The 22,939-nt window shown below is 72.7% G+C and carries 20 protein-coding genes and 1 tRNA gene; 4 read left to right on the top strand and 17 right to left on the bottom strand.

Features of this window, described 5'->3' with window-relative positions:
* Positions 1 to 37: 37 nt before the first annotated feature.
* From AB0302_RS05155 to AB0302_RS05080, 16 genes are all read right to left on the bottom strand, one after another.
* Positions 38 to 114, bottom strand: a tRNA-Leu gene (locus AB0302_RS05155).
* Between the two features lie 83 nt (positions 115 to 197).
* Positions 198 to 1,628 (bottom strand): FAD-dependent oxidoreductase, encoded by a 1,431-nt coding sequence (locus AB0302_RS05150; RefSeq protein WP_298714073.1) that lies wholly within the window; start codon positions 1,626 to 1,628, stop codon positions 198 to 200.
* A 53-nt stretch (positions 1,629 to 1,681) separates the two neighbouring features.
* The gene (locus AB0302_RS05145) at positions 1,682 to 3,274 is read right to left on the bottom strand and encodes a DUF501 domain-containing protein (protein ID WP_366370741.1); all 1,593 of its coding nucleotides are present in this window, start codon (positions 3,272 to 3,274) and stop codon (positions 1,682 to 1,684) included.
* Positions 3,275 to 3,321: 47 nt separating this feature from the next.
* Positions 3,322 to 4,080 (bottom strand): septum formation initiator family protein, encoded by a 759-nt coding sequence (locus AB0302_RS05140; protein WP_366370740.1) that lies wholly within the window; start codon positions 4,078 to 4,080, stop codon positions 3,322 to 3,324.
* A gap of 140 nt (positions 4,081 to 4,220) precedes the next feature.
* The gene (gene eno, locus AB0302_RS05135; RefSeq protein WP_248115420.1) at positions 4,221 to 5,498 is read right to left on the bottom strand and encodes a phosphopyruvate hydratase; all 1,278 of its coding nucleotides are present in this window, start codon (positions 5,496 to 5,498) and stop codon (positions 4,221 to 4,223) included.
* Between the two features lie 101 nt (positions 5,499 to 5,599).
* Positions 5,600 to 6,427: a MazG nucleotide pyrophosphohydrolase domain-containing protein gene (locus AB0302_RS05130; RefSeq protein ID WP_366370739.1), complete on the bottom strand. Its 828-nt coding sequence runs from the start codon at positions 6,425 to 6,427 to the stop codon at positions 5,600 to 5,602.
* 21 nt (positions 6,428 to 6,448) lie between these two features.
* Positions 6,449 to 7,669, bottom strand: coding sequence for an adenosine deaminase (locus AB0302_RS05125; protein ID WP_366370738.1), 1,221 nt, complete (start codon positions 7,667 to 7,669; stop codon positions 6,449 to 6,451).
* A 26-nt stretch (positions 7,670 to 7,695) separates the two neighbouring features.
* A complete protein-coding gene (locus AB0302_RS05120; protein WP_366370737.1) occupies positions 7,696 to 8,343 on the bottom strand; it encodes a DedA family protein in 648 nt (215 codons plus the stop codon).
* A gap of 8 nt (positions 8,344 to 8,351) precedes the next feature.
* The gene (locus AB0302_RS05115) at positions 8,352 to 9,686 is read right to left on the bottom strand and encodes a thymidine phosphorylase (RefSeq protein ID WP_366370736.1); all 1,335 of its coding nucleotides are present in this window, start codon (positions 9,684 to 9,686) and stop codon (positions 8,352 to 8,354) included.
* A gap of 72 nt (positions 9,687 to 9,758) precedes the next feature.
* Positions 9,759 to 10,190: a cytidine deaminase gene (locus tag AB0302_RS05110; RefSeq protein WP_366370735.1), complete on the bottom strand. Its 432-nt coding sequence runs from the start codon at positions 10,188 to 10,190 to the stop codon at positions 9,759 to 9,761.
* Between the two features lie 2 nt (positions 10,191 to 10,192).
* Positions 10,193 to 11,497: an ABC transporter permease gene (locus AB0302_RS05105; protein ID WP_319075127.1), complete on the bottom strand. Its 1,305-nt coding sequence runs from the start codon at positions 11,495 to 11,497 to the stop codon at positions 10,193 to 10,195.
* A complete protein-coding gene (locus AB0302_RS05100) occupies positions 11,494 to 12,885 on the bottom strand; it encodes an ABC transporter permease (RefSeq protein WP_298985608.1) in 1,392 nt (463 codons plus the stop codon). Before AB0302_RS05100 ends, AB0302_RS05105 begins: the two co-directional genes overlap by 4 nt.
* A complete protein-coding gene (locus AB0302_RS05095; RefSeq protein ID WP_319075128.1) occupies positions 12,882 to 14,462 on the bottom strand; it encodes an ABC transporter ATP-binding protein in 1,581 nt (526 codons plus the stop codon). Before AB0302_RS05095 ends, AB0302_RS05100 begins: the two co-directional genes overlap by 4 nt.
* A 121-nt stretch (positions 14,463 to 14,583) precedes the next feature.
* Positions 14,584 to 15,726, bottom strand: a complete 1,143-nt coding sequence (locus AB0302_RS05090; protein ID WP_319075129.1) for a BMP family ABC transporter substrate-binding protein — start codon at positions 15,724 to 15,726, stop codon at positions 14,584 to 14,586.
* Positions 15,727 to 15,907: 181 nt separating this feature from the next.
* Positions 15,908 to 17,167: an amidohydrolase gene (locus AB0302_RS05085; RefSeq protein ID WP_366370733.1), complete on the bottom strand. Its 1,260-nt coding sequence runs from the start codon at positions 17,165 to 17,167 to the stop codon at positions 15,908 to 15,910.
* Positions 17,168 to 17,251: 84 nt separating this feature from the next.
* Positions 17,252 to 18,400 carry a mannose-1-phosphate guanylyltransferase gene (locus AB0302_RS05080; protein WP_298714035.1) on the bottom strand — a complete coding sequence of 383 codons (1,149 nt, stop codon included), beginning with the start codon at positions 18,398 to 18,400 and terminating at the stop codon, positions 17,252 to 17,254.
* 255 nt (positions 18,401 to 18,655) lie between these two features.
* Between AB0302_RS05080 and sdhC the strand changes: the two genes are divergently transcribed.
* The 4 genes from sdhC (at position 18,656) to AB0302_RS05060 (ending at position 22,226) form a co-directional block, all read left to right on the top strand.
* Positions 18,656 to 19,060 carry a succinate dehydrogenase, cytochrome b556 subunit gene (gene sdhC, locus AB0302_RS05075; protein ID WP_298714032.1) on the top strand — a complete coding sequence of 135 codons (405 nt, stop codon included), beginning with the start codon at positions 18,656 to 18,658 and terminating at the stop codon, positions 19,058 to 19,060.
* Between the two features lie 2 nt (positions 19,061 to 19,062).
* Positions 19,063 to 19,542, top strand: coding sequence for a succinate dehydrogenase hydrophobic membrane anchor subunit (locus AB0302_RS05070; protein WP_366370732.1), 480 nt, complete (start codon positions 19,063 to 19,065; stop codon positions 19,540 to 19,542).
* Positions 19,543 to 19,626: 84 nt separating this feature from the next.
* Positions 19,627 to 21,414 carry a succinate dehydrogenase flavoprotein subunit gene (sdhA, locus tag AB0302_RS05065; protein ID WP_248115407.1) on the top strand — a complete coding sequence of 596 codons (1,788 nt, stop codon included), beginning with the start codon at positions 19,627 to 19,629 and terminating at the stop codon, positions 21,412 to 21,414.
* Positions 21,414 to 22,226, top strand: a complete 813-nt coding sequence (locus AB0302_RS05060) for a succinate dehydrogenase iron-sulfur subunit (protein WP_248115406.1) — start codon at positions 21,414 to 21,416, stop codon at positions 22,224 to 22,226. The genes sdhA and AB0302_RS05060 overlap by 1 nt, the downstream gene beginning before the upstream one ends.
* 99 nt (positions 22,227 to 22,325) lie before the next feature.
* Here the strand turns inward: AB0302_RS05060 and AB0302_RS05055 are convergent, their stop codons facing one another.
* Entirely contained in the window at positions 22,326 to 22,880 is a 555-nt protein-coding gene (locus AB0302_RS05055; protein WP_366370731.1) for a hypothetical protein, read from the bottom strand.
* Positions 22,881 to 22,939 lie beyond the last annotated feature (59 nt).

Raw genomic sequence — 22,939 nt, 5'->3', positions numbered from 1 at the left:
GGGCGGGCCTGCCGGCGCACCGAGCGCGCGGCACCCCTGGTGCCCCCGGCGGGACTCGAACCCGCAACACACCGATTTTAAGTCGGCCGCCTCTGCCAGTTGGGCCACGGGGGCGGCGGCGGGGCGGGCCCCGCACACCGCGGACGAGCAGCGGCCCCGCCCGATTCCTCGGACGGGGCCGCCGCGGGTCGGCAGGATCAGATCGCGGGCTCGGCCTGGGCCGTGTCCCGCTCGCGCTGCTCGAAGCGGACGGGCTCCAGCTCGACGCCGGCCGCCGCGCGGAAGGCGTTGAACGGGGTGTCCTGGCCGCTCACGGAGGTGGTGTCACGGCCGAAGAGGGTCTCGGCGATCCAGCCCGAGGCGATGCGGAAGCGGCGCTCCAGGGTGGGCATGGCGTAGATGTGGTAGCCGCGGTGGGCGAGCCAGGCCGGCACGCCGTTGATCTTCAGGCCCATCGGGTTGCCGACGCCCTTGAGGAAGCCGAGGCCGGCGACGGCGCCGAGGGACTTGTGCACGTACTCCGCGACCTCGCCCTCGCCGTGGCGGACGGCCATGTAGTTGGCGGCCAGCTGCTTGGCCTGGCGCACGGCGTGCTGGGCGTTCGGCACGCAGAAGCCGCCGGGGCCGGAGCCGGTGAGGTCGGGCACGGCGCACACGTCGCCGCAGCCCCACGCGCCCTCGAGCACGCCGGACTCGCCGTCCTTCACCTGGAGGGTGGGGGTGACCTCGATGCGGCCGCGCTGCTCCACGGGGAAGTCGGTCTGCTTGGCCACGCCGTTGGCGGCCACGCCCGCGGTCCACACGAGGGTGTCCGCCGGGAACTTCTCCTTGACGGCCTTGTCCTCGCTCTTCATGTCGGTCAGCGTCATGACGCGGCCGGTCGCATCGCCCAGCGAGGTGTTCAGGAGGACCTCGATGCCGCGGTCCTGCAGGTGCTTCACCACGTTCTCGGCCTGGTCCTCGGAGACCTCGGGCATGATGCGGCCCATGGCCTCGACGAGGACGATGCGGACCTCGGACTGGGAGAGACGCTCGTTGCGCTCCACGGCGGTGCGGATGACGTTCTCCATCTCCGCCACCGTCTCGATGCCGGCGAAGCCGCCGCCGACCACCACGAAGGTCAGGGCCCGTCGGCGCTCCTCGGCGTCGGTGGACAGGGACGCGGCGTCGAGGCGCTCCAGGATCTGGTTGCGCAGCGCGACGGCCTCCTCCACGGTCTTCAGGCCGATGCCGTTCTCACCCAGGCCCGGGATCGGGAAGACGCGCGTGGTGGCGCCGGCCGTCATGACGACGTCCTGGTAGGGGAGCTCGAACTCGGCGCCGTCCTCGCCGCGCACGGTGGCGACCTTGCGGGCGTGCTCCACCTTCACGACGGTGCCGCGGACGACCTCGGTGTCCTTGAGGTGGGTCTGGTGGTCCACCACGGCGTGGCGGCCCTCGATGTGGCCGCCCACGATCTCGGGCAGGAAGGGCTGGTACTGCATGTAGGGCAGGGGGTCCACCAGGGTGACGACGCCACCCCGGTCCTTCACCTTCGTCTGCAGGGCCTTGGCGATGTGGAAGCCGGCATAGCCGCCGCCGACGATCAGCAGGCGCGGCTGGGGAGAGAGCTCAGGGGTGAGTGACATGGTGCCCATCCTACGCCCAGCCCGGCCGCCGGCTCAGCCCCTCGGGGCCCCCTTCAGGAGCGCAGGGACAGCACGATCCCGTCGAGGATGTCGTGCTCGCTCGCCCACGCCTCCGCCACGCCGGAGACCGCTGCGACGCGCTCGAGCAGCTGGGCCCAGATGAGGGAGCCGGCGCCGATCACGTCCGTTCGTCCCGGATGCAGGAAGCCGCGCTCGGCACGCTGGGACCTCGAGGCCGCCAGCAGGGCCTCGGCGGCCGCGCGGAAGCGCTCCACGGGGAGGTGCGTGCCGTGGATCCGCTCGGCGTCGTACTCCTCGAGGCCGAGGGCCTCCGCGGTCACGGTGGTCACGGTCCCCGCCACGCCGACCACGCGGGCGACGCGCTCGAGCGGCAGGCGGGCGGCGACGTCGTCGAGGATCTCCCCGACGGCGGCCCGCGCCGCCGCCACCTCGTCCGCCGACGGCGGGTCCGAGTGCAGGAAGCGCTCGGTGAAGCGCACGCAGCCCATGTCCGTGCTCACGGCGTCCACCACCGTGCCGTCCGCGGTGCCCACCACGAACTCGGTGGAGCCGCCGCCGAGGTCCACCACGAGGATCAGGTCCTCCGCGCCGAGTCCCGCGACGTCCACGGCGGAGACCGCGCCGGAGAAGGAGAGCCGCGCCTCCTCCTCGCCCGAGACCACCTCGGGCTCCACCCCCAGGCGCTCGGCCACCCCGGCCACGAACCCGGCCCGGTTGGAGACGTCGCGGCTGGCGGAGGTGGCCACGAAGCGCACGCGGCCGGCGTGGTGGCGCTGGACCAGGCGGGCGTACTCGTCCACCGCAGCGAACGTGCGCTCGAGGGCGGCCTCGGCGAACGCGCCGGTCGCGTCCACACCCTCCCCCAGGCGCACCACGCGCATCTCGCGCACGACGTCGGCGAGCGGGGCGGCGGCGCCGTCCGCGCCCTCCGCGGGACGGGAGATGAGCAGGCGGATCGAGTTGGTCCCGCAGTCGACGCCGGCCACGGTGATCCGCTCCAGCTCCGCCACGCGCTCCAGGTGCTTCACGTGGCGGGAGAGGTCGCGGGTGGGCACGGCGGCGTCGGCGTCCCACGCGCCCTCGCACGCGCAGGAGTCCGGGGTCCACCACTCGGCCACGAGCGCGAGCGCCTCGTCGCCCAGGCGGTTCACGCCGGGCCCCGCCGCGAGCGCGTGGCCCACGAGCACGTGCAGGCACTTCACGCGCTCCGGCATGCCGCCGGCCGAGATCCCGTCGATCTCCGGGACCTCGCCCGTGCCGGCGTCGGCGCCCACGCGGGCCCGCTCGGCGAGGTAGGCCTCGTGCGCGGCGCGGTGCGCGGCGGCGAGCTCCGGGTCCGTGGCGAGCCTCTCGTTCATGCGTGCCATCTCCCCGTCCGCCTCGAGGCGCGAGACCGCCGCGGTCAGCACGGGGTGCGTCAGGTAGAAGGTGGTGGGGAATGGGATGCCGTTGGACAGCCGCGGGGCCGTGGTGGCCACGAGCGGGTTGCCGCACACGCAGCGCGCGCCGATCTCCACCACGTCGCGCACGGGGCGGCCGAGCTGCAGCGAGAGCGTGTCGCGGTCCTCGTCGGTGACGGCGCGGGACGCGGCGTCGGAGGCGGCGGGGCGGGAGGTGTCGGTCATGGCGTCCTTCGAGAGTGGATGGCGGGGGCGGGCCGGGCGGCGGACGGTCACTCCGTGGCGGAGCGGACCACCGAGTCCCACAGGCCCTCGGCCCACGGCAGGCGGGCGTTCACGGCGTCGGTGGGAGCGGGCTGATCCTCGTCCTCCGCCGGCGCGGCGCCCTCCTCGGGCAGGCCGGAGACGGTGTAGAGGGTCTCTCCCGGCATCACGAGGTCCAGGCGGTCCCGGGCCTGCTGCGCCACGTAGGCGGGGTCGTCCCACCGGCGGATGCGCTCCTCGTACCGGGCCTGCTCCTCCTTGCGCTCGGCGATGTCCGCTCGCGTGGCGGAGATCTCCAGCTGCTGGTTCAGGAACACGCGCAGGGTGGGGGCCAGCAGCACGGCGGCCACGAGGAGCGCGGCCACCACGAGGAGGGAGCGGCCCGTGATCTGGCGGGCGGGGACCGGCTCGGGCAGCGGAGCACGACGACGGGCGGCCTGGCTGACCGCACCGGCCTGCGCCGCGCGACGCGGTGCCCGCGGCGGTGCCTCGTCCGACGTGGCCGGGACTGATGAGGACGGCGCCGACTCCTCGACGTCCTCCTCTTCCTCCGCGGGCCCGGTGGTCACCACCTGCAGCGTGACCGGCCCGGGGCGGGCCTGCCGGGTGGGCTCGGGGCGGGCCTGCCGGGTGGGCTCGGGGCGGGCCTGCCGGGTGGGCTCGGCGGCCGGGGTCGGATCCGGCGTCGCGCGGGGTGCGGCGGCATCGGGATCCTGCGGCGCGAGCGCGGGGTCCACCCGGGGAACGCGGGGGCGGCGAGGGCTCATGCGCGGCCTCCTTCGGGGATCGCGGGACCGGTGCGGTGCGGTCGCGGGGACGCCTCCAGGGTAGTCGGCCCGCCTGGGAGGAGGGACGGCGACGGCCGCGCCCCGGTGCGGGGCGCGGCCGTCTCGGTGGGCGGAGCGGGTCAGCCCTGGTGGCGCGGGAACGCGGAGCGGCCGGCGTACACGGCGGCGTCGCCCAGGTCCTCCTCGATGCGCAGCAGCTGGTTGTACTTGGCCACGCGGTCCGAGCGGGCCGGGGCGCCGGTCTTGATCTGGCCGGCGTTGGTGGCCACGGCGAGGTCCGCGATGAAGGTGTCCTCGGTCTCGCCCGAGCGGTGCGAGATCATGCAGCGGAACATGTGGCGCTGAGCCAGGGCGATCGCGTCGAAGGTCTCGGTGAGCGAGCCGATCTGGTTGACCTTCACCAGCAGGGCGTTGGCCGAGCGCTCGTCGATGCCGCGCTGCAGGCGCTCCACGTTGGTGACGAAGAGGTCGTCGCCCACGAGCTGCACGCGCTCGCCGAGCTGCTCGGTGAGGTGCTTCCAGCCCTCCCAGTCGTCCTCGTCGAGCGGGTCCTCGATGGAGACGATCGGGTAGTTGTCCACGAGCTCGCCGTAGTAGGCGGCCATGTCCTCCGCGGAGCGCTGCTGGCCCTCGAAGGTGTAGGAGCCGTTCTCGAAGAACTCGGAGGAGGCCACGTCCAGAGCGAGGGCGATGTCCGTGCCGAGGGTGTAGCCGGCGCGGCCCACGGCCTCGCCGATCAGGTCCAGGGCGGCGCGGTTGGACTCCAGCGAGGGGGCGAAGCCGCCCTCGTCGCCCAGGCCGGTGGACAGTCCCTTCTCCTGGAGCACCTTCTTGAGCTCGTGGTAGACCTCGGCGCCCCAGCGCAGGGCCTCCGCGAAGGAGGGCGCACCGATCGGGGCGATCATGAACTCCTGGATGTCCACGTTGGAATCCGCGTGGGCGCCGCCGTTGAGGATGTTCATCATGGGCACGGGCAGCACGTGGGCGTTCGGTCCGCCCAGGTACTTGTAGAGGGGCAGGTCCGCGGACTGCGCGGCGGCCACGGCCACGGCCATGGAGACGCCGAGCACCGCGTTGGCGCCGAGCTTGCCCTTGTTCTCCGTGCCGTCCATGTCCAGCATGAGGCGGTCCACGGCGCGCTGGTCCGCCGCGAACTCGCCCTCGAGCTCCTCCGCGAGCTCGCCCACGGCGGCGACGGCGTCCCGGACGCCCTTGCCGAGGTAGCGGTCCTTGTCCCCGTCGCGGCGCTCGACGGCCTCGAACTCGCCCGTCGAGGCGCCCGAGGGGACGGCGGCGCGGCCGAGGGAGCCGTCGGTGAGCAGCACCTCCACCTCGACGGTGGGGTTGCCGCGGGAGTCGAGGATCTCGCGGGCGTGGATGGCGTCGATCAGGGCCATGGAACGGGTCTCCTTCAATCGAGTCGAAGCGTGCGCATCGGCGGGCACGTCCTCAGCCTACCGGCGTGCCCCGCGCCACGGACCGCGTGACGGGCGCTCGGTCAGCCGGCGTCGGGGGCGGCGCTGAGCGCGTCCCACTCCCCCGCGCGCACGCGGACGGTGAGGGCGCGCAGGGCCCGCTCGGGGTCCAGGCCGGCGGCGCGGGCACGACGCACCAGGGCGAACAGCTCGCGGCCGAGCTCGGCCTCGTCCGCCCAGCCGGCGACGGCGACGTCGGCGCCCGCGTGCTCGGCCGGGGCGAGCGGCGCGTGCCTCCGGAGCGGGTCCTCGGGCTGCCGGGCGGCACGGTCGGCGATCATCGCGGCGGCAGCCAGCGCGGGGAGCCGGTCGGGGATGTCGCCGAAGGAGACGGCGGCGTCGCCGGCACTGCTCGCGCCCGCACCGCTCTCCCCGTCGTCGCGGAGGCTCGAGGCGGCGCGCTCGGCGGCCTTGACCCGCTCCCACGCCAGCTCGACGGCCTCGGGCGTCACGGCGGCCCGCTCCTCGGCCGAACGCAGGCCGCCCTCGGGGGTGAGCACGAGCGGGTTGCGGCGGATCATCTTGGCCGCGAGCGCGTCCGCGGCGTCGTCGAGGCGGAAGCCGGCCGCCGCCGTCGGCGCCCCCGGCGCACGCGAGACCGCCGCGTGCAGGACCACCTGGAAGAGGACGTCGCCCATCTCCCCGGCCAGCGCCGCGTAGGAGCCGTCCGCGCGCCGCGCCGCCGTGTCCGCCCAGGACGCGGCGTCGCGGGACTCGATCTCGGCGACCGCCTCGTACGCCTCCTCCACGAGGTGCTCCGTGAGGTCGGCGTGGGTGAGCGCGGCCGTCCAGGGGCAGTGGTCGCGCAGCGTCTCGACCACCCCGACCAGTCGGTCGACCGACTCACTCATGGGTGGCCCCGCCCGCGCGGATCAGGCGTCCTCGGCGTCGTCGTCCGACGCGAGCTCCTCGAGCGCGGCGTCGGAGGCGCCGCCGGAGATGGCCTCGCCCCAGCCGGCCACGAGGATCTCGGCGAGGTCCTCCCGCTCGTCCACGGGCAGGAAGGCGGCCTCGGCGGCGTTGAGCTGCAGGTCCAGCAGCTGGGCCAGGGAGTACTCGAAGGTCTCGGCCAGCAGGTACAGCTCGTCCGTGAGGGAGACGTCCGAGACCAGGCGGTTGTCCGTGTTCACGGTGACGCGGAAGCCGAGCTGCATGAGCAGGTCGATCGGGTGGCCCACGATGCCCTCGGCGGCGGCGACCGCCCCGGTCTGCAGGTTCGAGGAGGGGCAGACCTCGAGGGCGATCTGGCGGTCGCGCACCCACGCGGCCGTGGGGCCGAGGTCCACGATCCCGGTGTCCTCGGGCAGGCGCTCGCCGTCCTCGTCCACGGCGCCGTACTCCACCGAGATGTCGTCGGCGACCCGCACGCCGTGGCCCAGGCGCAGGGCGCGGCCGTGCACGAGCGCGTCCTGGACGGAGGCCAGCCCGTCGCCCTCGCCGGCGTGCACCGTGACGGGCAGGTGCTGCTCGGCGAGCCAGGTGAAGGTCTCGGCGAAGCGGGAGGGCGGGAAGCCGGCCTCGGCGCCGGCGATGTCGAAGCCCACCACGCCCTTCTCGCGGTGGCGGACGGCGAGCTCGGCGATCTCCTGGGCGCGGTCGGCGTGGCGCATGGCCGTGAGGAGCTGGCCCACGCGGATCAGGTGGCCGGCCTCGTCGGCGGCGTCCACGGCCTCCTCGAGGCCCGCCTGCACGGCCTCGACGGCCTCGTCCAGGCTCAGGCCGGCAGTCAGATGCTGCTCCGGGGCCCAGCGGATCTCCGCGTAGACCACGCCGTCCTCCACGAGGTCCTCCACGAACTCGCGGGCCACGCGGCGCAGCTGCTCGCGGGTCTGCATCACGGACGTGGTCAGGGCGAACACCTCGAGGTACTTCTCGAGGGACTCCCCGTTGGCGTGGGAGGCGATCCACGCGGCGAGGGCGTCCTCGTTCTCGGCCGGGACGTCCGTGCCCGCCTCGCGGGCGAGCTCGAGCACGGTGGCCACGCGCAGGCCGCCGTCGAGGTGGTCGTGCAGGCAGACCTTGGGCAACGCGGCCAGGTCGATCTGCAGGGGCGAGGGGGCGGCGGAGTCCGGGGTCTGCGTGGCGGTGTTCACGGCCTCACTCTACGACAGGGAGCGAGTCAGCCCAGGGCCTCGTGCTCCTGCGGGGTGAGGCCCCCGGCATCCCGCGCGAGGCGGCGGCGCAGCACGGCCTTCACGGCCCGGTCCACCAGGAGTCCCACGGCCCCGGCGACCGCCACGGAGAGCAGGATCTGCAGCACCGCGTTGTGCAGCCAGCCGGCCGTCAGCCGCGCGATCAGGATGGAGTACGCGGACCACGCCATGGTGGAGAACACGTCCAACAGGCCGAACCGCCAGAACGGGTACCGGACCGCCCCCGCGGTGAGGTTCACGGCCACCCGGCCGCCCGGGATGAACCGGGCGGTGAAGAGCATGAGCGCCCCGTGGTCCGTGAGGTGATGACGCGCGACGGCCACGCTCGCCTGGATCCGCGCGGTGCGCATCCAGCGCCAGCGCTCCACCCCGACCGAGCGCCCGATCAGGTAGGCGGCGAGGTCACCGAGGAACGCCCCGAGGAAGCCGGCCGCCCAGAGGGCCCCGAGGGAGAACGGATGGCCGTCGTGCACGATCGAGGCGAGGGCCACGATCACGGACTCGGAGGGGAAGACCGGCACGACGCCGTCCAGCAGGCACAGCGCCGCGGTGAGCGGGAGGACCCACCACTGCGCCGCCGCCTCCCGGATGGTCTCCTCGAGCCAGGCCAGCACGGACGTCTTCAGCCGATCCGATCCAGGATCACCGAGCGCTCCCGCAGCGCGGCAGCCGCCGCCTCGTCCGCCTCGGCCACGGCCCAGCCGCCGGCGAGCGCCGCCTTCGCGCGCTCGAAGCGCTCCGGGGTGTCGGTGTGCAGGGTCATGAGCGTCTGGCCCTTCGCCACGCGGTCGCCCGGGCGGGCGTGCAGCTCGACGCCCGCGCCCGCCTGGACCGGCTGGCCCTGACGCTCGCGGCCCGCGCCGAGGCGCCACGCCGCCAGGCCCACAGCCATCGCGTCGAGCTCGGTGAGCACGCCGTCCGTCTCCGCGGTCACGGCCTCCGTGTGCGCCGCCGTCGGGAGCTGCGCGCGCGGGTCTCCGCCCTGCGCCTCGATCATGCGGGTCCAGACGTCCATCGCGCGGCCGTTGCGGAGGTTCTCCGCGGGGTCCACGCCGGTGACGCCCGCGCCGGCGAGCATCGCGCGGGCGAGCTCCACGGTCAGCTCCACGACGTCGGCGGGGCCGCCGCCGGCGAGCACCTCCACCGACTCACGCACCTCGAGGGCGTTGCCCGCGGTCAGGCCGAGCGGCACGGACATGTCGGTGAGCAGCGCGGTGGTGTTCACCCCGGCGTCGCGGCCGAGGTCCACCATGGTGCGGGCCAGCTCGCGAGCGTCCTCATCGTTCTTCATGAAGGCGCCGGAGCCGCACTTCACGTCGAGCACGAGCGTGCCGGTGCCCTCGGCGATCTTCTTGGACATGATGGAGGAGGCGATCAGCGGGATGGCCTCCACCGTGCCGGTGACGTCGCGCAGGGCATAGAGGCGCTTGTCCGCGGGCGCCAGACCGGCGCCGGCGGCACAGATGACGGCGCCCACCTCGCTCAGCTGCCGCATCATCTCCTGGTTGGAGAGGTCCGCACGCCAGCCGCGGATGGACTCGAGCTTGTCCAGCGTGCCGCCCGTGTGGCCGAGGCCGCGGCCGGAGAGCTGCGGGACGGCCACGCCGTAGGAGGCCACGAGCGGGGCCAGCGGCAGCGTGATCTTGTCCCCCACGCCGCCCGTGGAGTGCTTGTCCGTGGTGGCCAGGGGGCGACCCTCCGGCGTGGTGAGCCCCGCGAAGTCCATGCGCTCGCCCGACGCGATCATGGCGGCGGTCCACTCTGCGATCTCCCGACGCTCCATGCCGTTGAGGAAGATCGCCATGGTGAGGGCGGACATCTGCTCGTCCGCCACGACGTCACGCGTGTAGGCGTCCACCACCCAGTCGATCTGCTCGCGGGTCAGCGCGTGGCCGTCCCGCTTGGCGTGGATGACCTCGATGGCGTCGAACGGCTCGGCCTGCGGCTGCGCGGTCATGGGGCTCTCCTCAAGAGGTGGGGGGCGGTCAGCCACCGACTCTAGCGAGCCCACGTGCCGATCCGCCTCCCGTCAGGGACGGTCCGCCCGCTCCAGGTCCGCGGGACCGAACGCGTCCGGCAACACCTGCTCCATGCTGCGCTCCCCCGCCGCGGTCAGCAGCACCATGCCCGGGGCGCGGAACTCGAAGAGCAGCTGCCGGCAGCGTCCGCAGGGCATGGTCAGCACGCCGTGGCCGTCCACGCACACGAACGCGGCCAGCCGGCCGCCCCCGCTCATGCGCAGGTCCCCCAGCAGCGCGCACTCGGCGCACAGCGTCAGCCCGTAGGACGCGTTCTCGATGTTGCAGCCCGAGACCAGCCGGCCGTCCTCGGTGAGGGCGGCGGCGCCCACCCGGAACCCCGAGTAGGGCACGTAGGCGTGCTCCGTGGCGGCGAGCGCCGCCGCCCGCAGGCGCTCCCAGTCCACCGCGTGCGTCGTCGTCGTTTCCTGCCCGTCCGCCACGGCTACTCCTTCACGTACGGGACGCCGGAGGCGGCCGGTCCCCGTGAACGGCCCACCAGGCCGGCCACGGCGAACACCGTGACCAGGTACGGCAGCATCGCCATGAACTGGCTGGGCACCGGGGTGCCCAGGATCGCCAGGACGTACTGCATGTTGGTGGCGAAGCCGAAGAGCAGCGCCGCGAAGAACGCGCCGATCGGGTTCCAGCGGCCGAAGATCACCGCGGCGAGGGCGATGAAGCCCTGGCCCGCCGTCATCTCCTTCGAGAACGAGGACGAGGCCACCAGGGTGAAGAACGCGCCGCCCATGCCGGCCACCGCGCCGCCGAGCATGACGGCGAGGTAGCGGGTGCGGTTCACGTCGATGCCCACGGTGTCCGCGGCCTTGGGGTGCTCGCCCACGGCGCGCACGCGCAGCCCCCAGCGGGTGCGGAACAGGGCGAACCACAGCACCACGACGATCGCGTACATCCCGTAGCCCAGGATCGTCTGGTTGAAGAGGATCGGGCCCAGGACGGGGATGTCCGCGAGGACGGGGATGCGGATGTTCTCGAAGTGCGGCGGCCGGTTCATCCCGGCGCTGCCGGTGAGCACCGTGGAGAACAGGAAGTTGGTCAGGCCGGCCACGAGCACGTTGAGCACCACGCCGACGATCACCTGGTTCACCAGGTACTTGATGGAGAACACGGCCAGCAGCCAGGAGACCAGCACGCCGGAGACGACGGCGGCGGCCAGGCCCGCCCACACGGACCCGGTGAGCGAGCCCACCACGGCGGCGGTGAACGCGCCGGAGAGCAGCTGGCCCTCGATCGCGATGTTCACCACGCCGGAGCGTTCGGCCAGGATGCCGGCCATCGAACCGAAGATCAGCGGCACGGCGAGCGCGAAGGAGCCCGCCACGAGGCCGGTGAGGAACACGGTGCTGTTGTCCGCCGAGCCGATCACCCAGATCAGGAACGCGGCGACGAAGGCCAGGGCGAACAGCCCCGCGACCCACCCCGGCACACGTCCGGTGCGACGCATGGTCAGCCAGCTCAGGGCCGCCAGCGCGATCAGCAGGCCGGTGAGCAGCCAGCCCCACAGCACGGGGTCTGCGGAGAGGTCCGGCAGGGCGACGGCGTCCCCGGGCGCGGAGATGCGGAAGGTGGCGGTCTCGGACGGCGCGCCCACGGCGAACAGCCCGAGGGAGAGCAGCGCGAACAGGCTCAGGACGATCGGGACGGTCCAGTGGCGGACCACGACCTGCTCCGGCTCGGCCGCCTCGGGGCGGACGGTCGGCGTCTCATGGGCGGTGACGGCGGTGCTCATCGGTCCTGCCCCTCCTTCTCGGATGAACGCTGGGCGGCGGGGGTCGGCGCGGCGGAGGCGCCGGCGGCGGCCTCCTGTACCGACTCGGCGGGGACGGCGGCCTGACCCGAGGCCCCGGTGACGGCGGCGCCGGCGACGGCCGGCTGGGTCACGGGGTCGGCGGTGCGGCGGGCGCGGGCCGCACCCGGGGCGGGCAGGCGGAAGATCGTGCGCACCAGCGGCGGGGCGGCGATCAGCAGCACGATGAACGACTGGACCACGAGCACGATGTCGATCGGCACGCCGGTCTCGGACTGCATGGTCACGCCGCCCGCGCGCAGAGCGCCGAACAGCAGGCCGGCGAAGAGCACGCCCACCGGGTTGGACCGGCCCAGCAGCGCCACGGTGATCGCGTCGAAGCCGAAGGATCCGGCCACGGAGCCGTTCAGGCTGCCCTCGGTGCCGGAGACGTGCGTCATGCCCGCCAGGCCGGCCAGGGCTCCGGAGATCGCCATGGCGGCCACGTAGGAGCCCTTGACGGAGATGCCCGCGGTGCGGGCGGCGTCCGGGTTGGCGCCCACGGCGCGCAGGCGGAAGCCGAGGGTGGAGCGCTGCATGAGCCACCACGCGAAGGCGGTGGCCAGCAGCGCCACCACGAAGCCCCAGTGCAGGCGGAAGCCGTCGCCGAACATCCGCGGGAACATGGCCGTGGCCGGCAGCGACTCCGAGATCGGGTTCGTGCTGCCGGGGGCGCGCAGCACCGGGGTGTTGAGCAGGTAGGCCAGCAGGTTCACGGCCACGTAGTTGAGCATGATCGTGAGGATCACTTCGTGGGCGCCGGTGAGCGCCTTGAGCACGCCCACCACGGTGCCCCACAGGAGGCCGCCGAGCGCGCCCATGATCAGCACCAGGAGCAGGTGCACGCCGAAGGGCAGCTGCAGGTGGACGCCGAACCACGTGGCGAACATGGCGCCGAAGACGAACTGGCCCTGGCCGCCGATGTTGAACAGGCCCGCGCGGAAGGCGATCGCGATGCCCAGGGAGATGATGATCAGCGGCGTGGCCACCGTCAGCGTCTCCGTCAGCGGGTAGAGCATGCCGCGGAGCGTGGAGGCCTCGTAGTTGAAGATCGCGCCGCGGAACAGGGCCGCGAAGGCCTCCGAGAACGCGGTCCAGGCGGCGCCGAGCAGGTCGCCCGGGCGGGCGAGGAAGTAGCCGAGGGCCTCCTGGACGTCCTCGTCCACGGCGATGATCAGCAGGCCGGAGACCAGCAGGGACAGCAGGATCGCCAGGACGGTGACGGTGCCGTTGCCGGAGAGGATCCGGCGCAGGGCGGAGTCGGACTCCGCGGGGGCGGGCCGGCCGGCGCCGGGCGCGGCCGCGGGCTTGAGCGGTGCGGCGGTGCTCACGGGCGCTCTCCTTCCGAGGTGGGGCGGGCGGGGGCGGCGGTAGATGCGCCCGCGGGTGCGGTGGCGACCGGGGCGACGGCGTCGGGGGTCTGGCCGGCCATCATGAGGCCGAGCGTCTCGCGCGAGGTGTCCCCGGGCACGATGCCCACGATCCGGCCGTGGTACATCACGGCGATCCGGTCGGCGAGCTCGAGGACCTCGTCCAGCTCGGTGGAGACGATGAGCACCGGGGTGCCCGAGTCACGCTCGGCGATGATCCGGTCGTGGAGGAACTCGATCGAGCCCACGTCCACGCCGCGCGTCGGCTGGGAGGCGATGAACAGGCGCAGCCCGTCCACGAGCTCGCGGGCCATGACGACCTTCTGCTGGTTGCCGCCCGAGAGCGAGGAGACGGGCAGGTCCACGCCCTGGGTGCGGACGTCGAACCGGGCCACGCGGGTCTCGGCGAACCGGCGCACCGCGGAGGGGCGCATCTGCAGGGCGTTGCCGGCCGGGGCCACGTCGTAGCGGTTCAGGACCATGTTCTCGGCCACGGAGAACGAGCCGACGAGGCCGTCCGTGGAGCGGTCCTCCGGCACGAAGCCGACACCCGAGCGGATGATCCTCCGGGTGGAGCGGCCGATCAGCTCCGCGCCGTCCAGGGTGACGGAGCCGGTGGCCTTGACCAGGCCCATGATGGCCTCGGTGAGCTCCGTCTGGCCGTTGCCCTGCACGCCCGCCACGGCGAGCACCTCGCCCTGGCGGATGCCGAAGGACACGGAGTCCAGCAGCACCTGGCCGGTGGGTGAGACCACGGAGAGGTCCCGCAACCGGAAGGTCTCCTCGCCCAGGGTGGCGGGGGTCTTCTGGCGCTCGAGGACGACGTCGCGGCCCACCATGAGCGCGGCCAGCTCGGAGGCCTCGGCCGTGGGGTCTGCGGTGCCGACCACGCGGCCGCGGCGCAGCACCGTGATGTCGTCCGAGACGGCCTTGACCTCGCGCAGCTTGTGGGAGATGAACACGATCGCCGTGCCGTCCGCGCGCAGCTGGCGGATGATGCCCAGCAGCTCGTCGGTCTCCTGCGGGGTGAGCACCGCGGTGGGCTCGTCGAGGATGAGGATGCGGGCGTCGCGGACCAGGGCCTTGATGATCTCCACGCGCTGCTGCACGCCCACGGGCAGGTCCTCGACCACGGCGTCCGGGTCCACGTCGAACCCGTACTGGGCGGAGATCTCGCGGATGCGGCGGCGCGTGGACTCGAGGTCCAGCACCCCAAGAGCGCGGGTGTGCTCGTCGCCGAGCGCCACGTTCTCCGCCACCGTGAACACGGGCACCAGCATGAAGTGCTGGTGCACCATGCCGATGCCGGCGCGCATGGCCTCGCCGGGCCCTGAGAAGCGGACGGGCTCCCCGTCCAGGAGGATCTCGCCCTCGGTCGGCTCGTAGAGGCCGAACAGGACGTTCATCAGGGTGGACTTGCCTGCGCCGTTCTCACCGAGGAGGGTGTGCACCCGCGCCGACTCCACGGTCAGGTTCACGTCCTCGTTCGCGGCGAAGGTGCCGAAGCGCTTGGTGATCCCGCGCAGTTCGAGCCTCATCGGTGGCCTTCCGTCATTCTGGTCTCACTCGTGCTGGTCAGTGCCCGGGGACGGGCCCCGCACGGCGCGGGGCCGGCCCGGAACGGGTCCGGGCCGGCCCCGCGGCCGGTGCGGCTGCCGGTCAGGACGCCGGGGAGTACTCCGAGCCGACCTTCAGCTCGCCCGAGACGATCTGCTCCTGGAGCGCCTTCAGCTCGTCCTTGAGCTCCTGGGGGACGGACTCCTCGAAGTCGTGGAACGGGGCCAGCTCGACGCCCCCGTTCTCCAGGGTGCCCACGTACGGGTCCGAGGAGAACTCGCCCTTGAGGTCCTGACCGATCACGTCGGTGACGGACTGGCCCATGTTCTTCACCACGGAGGAGAGGATGACCTCGCCGTCCTCGGTGGACTCGTAGCCGTCCGAGTCCACCCAGATCACCTTGACGTCCTTGCCGCCGTCGTTGGCCTCGGTCACGGCGTCCAGGGTGCCCAGGCCCACGGGGCCGGCCACCGGCATGACGATGTCCGCGCCCTCGTTGATGAAGTTGGCCGTGTTGGTCTTGCCGGCGTCCTGGTTGGAGAAGTTGCCGATGAAGGAACCGGTCTTGGCATCGGGGTTCCAGCCGAGGACCTTCACGTCCTCGCCCTTGGCCTCGTTGTAGTGCGCCACGCCGCGGGCGAAGCCGTCCATGAAGATGGTCACGGTGGGCAGCTCCACGCCGCCGTAGGTGGCCACGGTGCCGGTCTCGGTGGTGGCGGCCGCGAGGTAGCCGGCCAGGAAGGCGGCCTGCGCCGTGTCGTAGGTCAGCTTCTGCACGTTGTCCGTGAAGTCGCCGTCGGTCACGTCCACGCCGTAGAAGTGCGCGTCGGGGTTCTGCTCGGCCACGGGCAGGATGGCCTTGCCCAGCATGAAGCCCACACCGAAGACGGCGTCGCAGTCCTGGTTGACCATGGAGGTCAGGTTGGGGCTGAACTGGCTCGCGTCGTTGGACTCGGCCTCGGCGATCTCGATGCCGTACTGGTCCTCGGCAGCCTTGAGGCCCTCGTAGGAGGACTGGTTGAAGGAGCGGTCGTCGAAGCCGCCCTCGTCCGAGACGATGCAGGCCTTGTAGTCCTTGTTGTCCGAGCCGGCGGCGGCCTCGGCGGAGGCACCGGTCGAGCCGGCGGCGGAGGAGGAGGACTCCTCCGGCGGGGCGCCGCAGCCGGCCAGCAGGAGGCTGGAGCCGAGCACGGCGGCGGGGATCAGGAGACGGCGGCGGTCGGACGAGGCGGAGACGATGCCCATGGGGTCCTCTTTCGGAAGGCGCGATGCGATGAGAGCGGACCTCCGGGGAGGCCTGCGACGGCGGCGGCGGACGGGCCGGTGCGGGGCACGGCGAGCGCCCGCGCGCTCGATGCGCGTGAGTTTACCCAATGTTCTCTCAGTGTCCGCACGCCGTGCCCCGGACCCTCGGGCGGGGTCCAGGTCAGAGGGTCTCCCCCCCGGTCAGCGCCTCGAGCGCGGCCGCCGCGAAGACCCGCATGCCCACGCCGATGGCCCGCTCATCCGGGACGTAGTCGCCGCGGTGCAGGTCGTACGTGATGCCGCCCGGGGTGCGGGTGCCCAGGCGCAGCATGGAGCCGGGCACCGTCTGCGTCATCCACGCGAAGTCCTCGCCGCCCATGGACTGTGGGGTGAGCTGGATGGCACGGGGGCCGAGCTCGCGGCGCGCCGCGTGCTCGATCAGGGCCGTCTCCGCCTCCGCGTTGTGCACGGGCGGCACGCCGCGGATGTGCTCGAGGCCCACGTCCACGCCGTAGGGGGCGGCCACCTGCGTGACCACCTCGTCGAGGAGCTCGCCCGCCTCCTCCCACACGTCCGCGTCGAGGCAGCGCATGGTGCCCGCGAGGTAGCCGGTGTTGTCGATCGCGTTCGGCGCGCTGCCGGCGGCGATCTGGCCCCACACCACGGAGACGGCGGAGCGCACGTCGATGCGGCGCGAGAGCACGGCGGGCACGTTGATCGCGATCTGCGAGAGCGCGAACACCATGTCCTCGGTCAGGTGCGGGCGGGAGGTGTGGCCGCCGCGTCCGGTGAGCGTGATGCGGATGGTGTCCGCGGCCGAGGTGATGGCGCCGATGCGCGTGCCGATCGTGCCGACGTCGACGTGAGGGTCGCAGTGGGCCGCGAGGATGCGCGGCACGCCCTCGAGCACGCCCTGGCGGATCACGGAGAGCGAGCCGCCGGGCAGGCGTTCCTCGGCGGGCTGGAAGATGATGCGCACCCGGCCCCGCACCCGCTCGGCGGCGGCGCGCAGCCGCGGGTCGGGCGTGGAGCCGCGCAGGATGCGGGCGAGGGACAGGGCCGTGCCGAGCATGACGGCGGTGTGCACGTCGTGGCCGCACGCGTGGGCCACCCCGTCCTTGACCGAGACGTAGGGCAGCCCCGTCTCCTCCTCCACCGGCAGCGCGTCGATGTCCGCGCGCAGCGCCAGCACGATCGGCCCCTCGCCGACGTCCACGTAGAGGCCCGTCCCCTCGAGGCGCACGGGGTTCAGTCCGTAGTCCGCGAGCGTCTCCACGATCAGGTCCGTGGTGCGGTACTCCTCGAAGGAGAGCTCGGGGTGGCGGTGCAGCTCGCGGCGCACGGCCACCGCCACGTCCTCGAGGTCACGGACGACCGCGGCCACGGACGGCACGGCCGCGGGCGCGCGGGCGTCGCGGAGGACGGAGTCGGAGGTGCTCATGGGGCAGGACCCTACCCGCAGCGCGGGCGGACGTCCCCGCCCGGTGACCGCCGGGGTGCCCGCGCCCCGCGTCAGGGCCCGCCGTCAGAGGACGTCGTCGGCGCCGGTGGCCTTGAGCGACTCCACGGCCTTCTTCACGTCCTGCGCGTGGGCCGTGGTGGTCACCAGGAGGGCGTCCTCGGTGTCCACGATCACGACGTCCTCGATGCCGATGAGCGCGATCACGCGCTTCGTGTCCGTGACCACCACGCCGGACGCGTCGTCCGAGTACACCCGGGGGGTGTCCCCGATGACGGTGATGCCGGAGGCGTCCTTCACCGGGTTCAGGCGGGCGATCGCGGCGAAGTCGCCCACGTCGTCCCACGTGAAGGTGCCGGGGATGACGGCCACGTCACCGGCCGTGGCGGCAGGCTCGGCCACCGCGTAGTCGATCGCGGTCTTCTTGAGCGTGGGCCACACCCGCTGCATGACCTCGTCACGCCGGTCCGTCGCCCACGCGTGGGCGATCTCCATGAGTCCCGCGTGCAGCTCCGGCTCGTTCGCCGCGAGGTGCTCGAGCATGAGGCCGACCGGGGCCACGAACATGCCCGCGTTCCACAGGTAGCGGCCGGACTTCACGTAGCGCTCCGCCACCTTCTGGTCCGGCTTCTCCACGAAGGCCGCGACGTCGTGCGCGTCCGGGGCGCCGGGCACCTTCAGCGCGCGCCCCTGGCGGATGTAGCCGAAGCCGGTGGCGGCGTGCGAGGGGGTGATGCCGATGGTGACGATCCGCCCCGTGGCGGCGGTGGCCACGGCCTGGCGCACGGCGTCCTGGAACACCTCCACGGGGCCGATCACCTGGTCCGCGGCGAAGGAGCCCATGATCGTGTCCGGATCGCGCAGGGAGAGGATGGCCGCGGCAAGCCCGATCGCGGCGGCGGAGTCCTTGGGCGAGGGCTCGAGCACCAGGTCTCCGTCCTGCAGGGCCGGGAGCTGGTGGCACACGGCGTCCTGGTGCGCCTCTCCGGTCACCACCATCATCCCGGCGGCCAGCGGCGCGAGGCGGTCCCACGTGGCGCGGATCAGGGTCTGGCCCGAGCCGGTGAGGTCGTGGAGGAACTTCGGCGCCGCTGCCCGCGAGAGGGGCCACAGGCGGGTGCCCACGCCTCCCGCGGGGATCACGGCGTGGAAGCGGGCCAGGGCGGGGGCCTCGGCGTCCGAGGGCGCGGCGGCGGGGTTTCGGTCGGTGCTCACCGGCTCAGGGTACGAAACCGCCCCAGGGGGCACCAATCGGCCCCGCGGGCGCGGCGGCGCCGGGCGCGCCCGCGGGGTGCTCCGCCGGGGCGGGCTCCGCGGGCCCGACGGGACGCGTCACAGTGGCGGCGCCCGCACGCGCGGCGGGCCCCCGAGGGTCTACCCTGGTCGGAGGAATCCACTCGCACACGTCCCGCGCCCCGGCAGAACCCTGCCCAGGCCAGGGATCGTGCATTCCCCCTGGAGGTATCAACCGTGTCTAGCGCCACTGCGCAGGCCCCGGCTCAGAGCGGCCGCGGAACCCTGTATCGGGGCCACGGCGGCATGTGGTCCTGGGTGGGCCACCGCGTCACCGGCGTCGTCATCTTCTTCTACCTGCTCGTCCACGTCCTGGACACGTCCATGGTCCGGGTCTCCCCCGAGGCCTACGACGTCGTCATCGGCGCATACAAGACCTGGTACTTCGCACTCGGCGAGGCCGGCCTCGTGGCCGCGATCCTCTTCCACGCCCTCAACGGCCTGCGCATCATCGCCGTGGACTTCTGGAAGGGCGGCACGCGCCACCACAAGACCCTGCTGTGGATCGTCCTGGCCGTCTGGGCCGTCCTGGTCCTCGGCTTCTGCATCCGCCACTTCGGCCTGGCTCTGGGAGGTCACTGATCATGAGCACCACCGCTGAGACCCCCCTCGCGGCCCCCCGCTCGGGCAAGCTGGACCCCAAGTACACCCGCTCCAAGGGCGGCAAGGGCAACTTCGAGATGCTCGCGTGGCTCTTCATGCGCGTGTCCGGCGTGATCCTCGTGGTCCTGCTCTTCACGCACCTCTTCACCAACCTCATGGTGGGAGACGGCATCTCCGGGATCGACTTCGGCTTCGTGGCCGGCAAGTGGGCGCACCCGCTGTGGCTGTTCTGGGACCTGGCCCTCCTGTGGCTGGCCATGCTGCACGGCGCCAACGGCATGCGCACCATCATCAACGACTACGCCGAGCGCGACCGCGTCCGCTTCTGGCTGTCGCTGATCCTGTACATCGCCACCGCCGCGATCATCATCCTGGGCACCCTCGTGATCTTCACGTTCGACCCCTGCATGGTGGACGCCTCCGGCGCTCTCATGGAGCGCTCCCCCGCCATCTGCCGCTGATCCCCACCGGATCCGCCTCCCCCGCTCGCGCGGCGTGACCCCCCGGCCACCGCGCCCGCAAGACACCGAGAGAGAGAAACCTGAATGCAGGTACACAAGTACGACGTGGTGATCGTCGGCGCAGGCGGCGCGGGAATGCGTGCCGCGATCGAGTCCGGCCAGCGCGCCCGCACGGCCGTCCTCACCAAGATCTACCCCACCCGCTCCCACACCGGCGCGGCCCAGGGCGGCATGTGCGCGGCCCTCGCCAACGTCGAGGAGGACAACTGGGAGTGGCACACGTTCGACACCGTGAAGGGCGGCGACTACCTGGTGGACCAGGACGCCGCCGAGGTCATGGCCAAGGAGGCCATCGACGCGGTGCTCGACCTGGAGAAGATGGGCCTGCCCTTCAACCGCACCCCCGAGGGCAAGATCGACCAGCGCCGCTTCGGCGGCCACACCCGTGACCACGGCAAGGCGCCCGTGCGCCGCGCGTGCTACGCCGCGGACCGCACCGGCCACATGATCCTCCAGACGCTCTACCAGAACTGCGTCAAGCACAACGTGGAGTTCTACAACGAGTTCTACGTGCTCGACCTGCTCATGGTGGACGAGGACGCGACCCGCGCCGACGGCACCCCGTTCACGCAGAAGCGCGTGGCCGGCGTCGTGGCCTACGAGCTGGCCACCGGCGAGCTGCACACCTTCCAGGCCAAGTCCGTGGTGTTCGCCACCGGCGGCGCCGGCAAGGTGTACAAGACCACCTCCAACGCCCACACCCTCACGGGCGACGGCATGGCCATCGCGTACCGCTCCGGCCTGCCGCTCGAGGACATGGAGTTCGTGCAGTTCCACCCGACCGGCCTGGCCGGCCTGGGCATCCTCCTCTCGGAGGCGGCCCGCGGCGAGGGCGGCATCCTGCGCAACGCGGACGGCGAGCGCTTCATGGAGCGCTACGCCCCCACCATCAAGGACCTCGCGCCGCGCGACATCGTGGCGCGCTCCATGGCCGAGGAGGTCCGCCAGGGCCGCGGCGCCGGTCCGAACAAGGACTACGTGCTGCTCGACCTGACGCACCTGGAGCCCGCTCACATCGACGAGAAGCTCCCGGACATCACCGAGTTCGCCCGCACCTACCTGGGCGTCGAGCCCTACACGGAGCCGGTGCCGGTGTTCCCCACGTGCCACTACTTCATGGGCGGCATGCCCACGAACATCAAGGCCGAGGTGCTGCAGGACAACGACACCGTGGTGCCGGGCCTGTACGCCGCCGGCGAGGTGGCCTGCGTGTCCGTGCACGGCTCCAACCGCCTGGGCACCAACTCGCTGCTGGACATCAACGTCTTCGGCCGCCGTGCCGGCATCTTCGCCGCCGAGTACGCGGCGACCGCCGACTGGGTGGAGCTCCCGGAGAACGGCGAGGCGCCGACCCGCCAGCACATCGAGAGCCTGCGCTCGGCCACGGGCAGCGAGCGCGTCGCGGACATCCGCGCCGAGCTGCAGGAGTCCATGGACGCGGACATGCAGGTGTTCCGCGACGAGGACTCCATCCGCCGCGCCCTGGCCAAGATCGAGGAGCTGCGCGGCCGCTACGAAAACGTGTCGGTGCAGGACAAGGGCCAGCGCTTCAACCTCGACCTGCTCGAGGGCATGGAGCTCGGCTACCTGCTCGACATCGCCGAGGCCATGACCCTCGCGGCCCTGGGCCGCAAGGAGTCCCGCGGCGGCCACTACCGCGAGGACTACCCCGACCGCGACGACGCCAACTTCATGGCGCACACCATGATCTACCGCGACGAGACCGCGGAGATGGAGGGCGTCAAGGGCATCCGTTTCGAGACGAAGCCCGTCGTCGTGACCCGTTACCAGCCGATGGAGCGTAAGTACTGATGAGCCACGCAGCACACGAGACCGAGACCCCCGTGGCCGAGCAGACCGTCGAGGTCGCCGAGCCGACCGAGCAGAAGACCTCGGGCGGCGTCGGCGAGATCGAGTCGTTCGACATCGTCCTGAAGGTCCGCCGCTTCCTGCCGGACACCTCCGAGGAGTCCTACTGGGACGAGTGGCGCCTGACCATGTACGGCACCGACCGCGTGCTGGACGCCCTGCACAAGGTGAAGTGGGACCTGGACGGCACGCTGTCCTTCCGTCGCTCCTGCGCCCACGGCGTGTGCGGCTCCGATGCCATGCGCATCAACGGCCGCAACCGCCTGGCCTGCAAGACCCTGCTGAAGGACCTCGACCTGTCCAAGCCCATCCTGGTGGAGCCCATCAAGGGCCTGCCGGTGGAGAAGGACCTGATCGTGGACATGGAGCCGTTCTTCCAGTCCTACCGCGAGGTCATGCCGTTCCTCGTGGCCAAGGGCCACGAGCCCACCCAGGAGCGCTACCAGTCCCAGGCCGACCGGGCGATCTACGACGACACCACCAAGTGCATCCTGTGCGCCGCGTGCACCTCGTCCTGCCCCGTGTTCTGGACGGACGGCCAGTACTTCGGCCCGGCCGCCATCGTGAACGCGCACCGGTTCATCTTCGACTCGCGCGACGATGCCGGCGACATGCGCCTGGAGATCCTCAACGACAAGGAGGGCGTGTGGCGCTGCCGCACGACCTTCAACTGCACCGACGCGTGCCCGCGCGGCATCCAGGTGACCCAGGCGATCGCCGAGGTCAAGAACGCCATCCTGGCGCGCTCCTTCTGATCGACTGAGGCCCGGGCTCCCGGGCCTCGCGACCACGACGGCGGCCCGTCTCCCCACGCGGGGAGACGGGCCGCCGTTCTGCGTCCACGGGGTCGCGGCTCAGCCGTCGAAGGCGTCGCGGGTGGAGCGCAGATGCGTGATGAACAGCCACGCCGCGCACGCGATGAGCATGGCCACCACCGACGCGAGCACGAGAGGCCCCGCCCCTCCGGCGGCGACCATGCGGCCGCCGTCGACCATCCAGAAGGCCGCGGTGAGCAGGCCGATCCCCACGAGCACCGTGCCGACCCAGCGGGTGGCGCCGATCAGGCGCGCCGCGCCCCACACCAGGAGCGCGGTGACCGCCAGGATCCCCACGACGGCGGCCGGCAGCAGCCCCGGCGGGGTGAGGAAGGAGGCGACGTCGGCGTCCGTCACCGCCACCGCACCCCACGAACGCGCCTCGAGCACCGCGCGGGCGTAGCCCGAGACCGACTGGAGGGCGAGCACGCCCGCCGTGGCGGCGGCGCTGAGCACCCCCGTCACGAGCGTCAGGAATTGAAGGCGACGGATCGGGCGGCGGACCACGCGGTCGTGGACGGCGGCGGCGTCGAGGGACGTCGCGGGCGCCGGGTCGGCGCCCGCGGACGAGGAGTCAGAGGGGTGCGCGTGCATGTCCCCATCCTCCCCCGGATGCGACGACTCCCGCACAGGAGGGGGACTGTTCAAGGATT

The sequence above is a fragment of the Micrococcus sp. NPDC078436 genome (genome assembly GCF_040702705.1).
Taxonomy (GTDB): Bacteria; Actinomycetota; Actinomycetes; order Actinomycetales; family Micrococcaceae; genus Micrococcus.
This window is presented reverse-complemented; position numbering and strand designations above follow the sequence as displayed.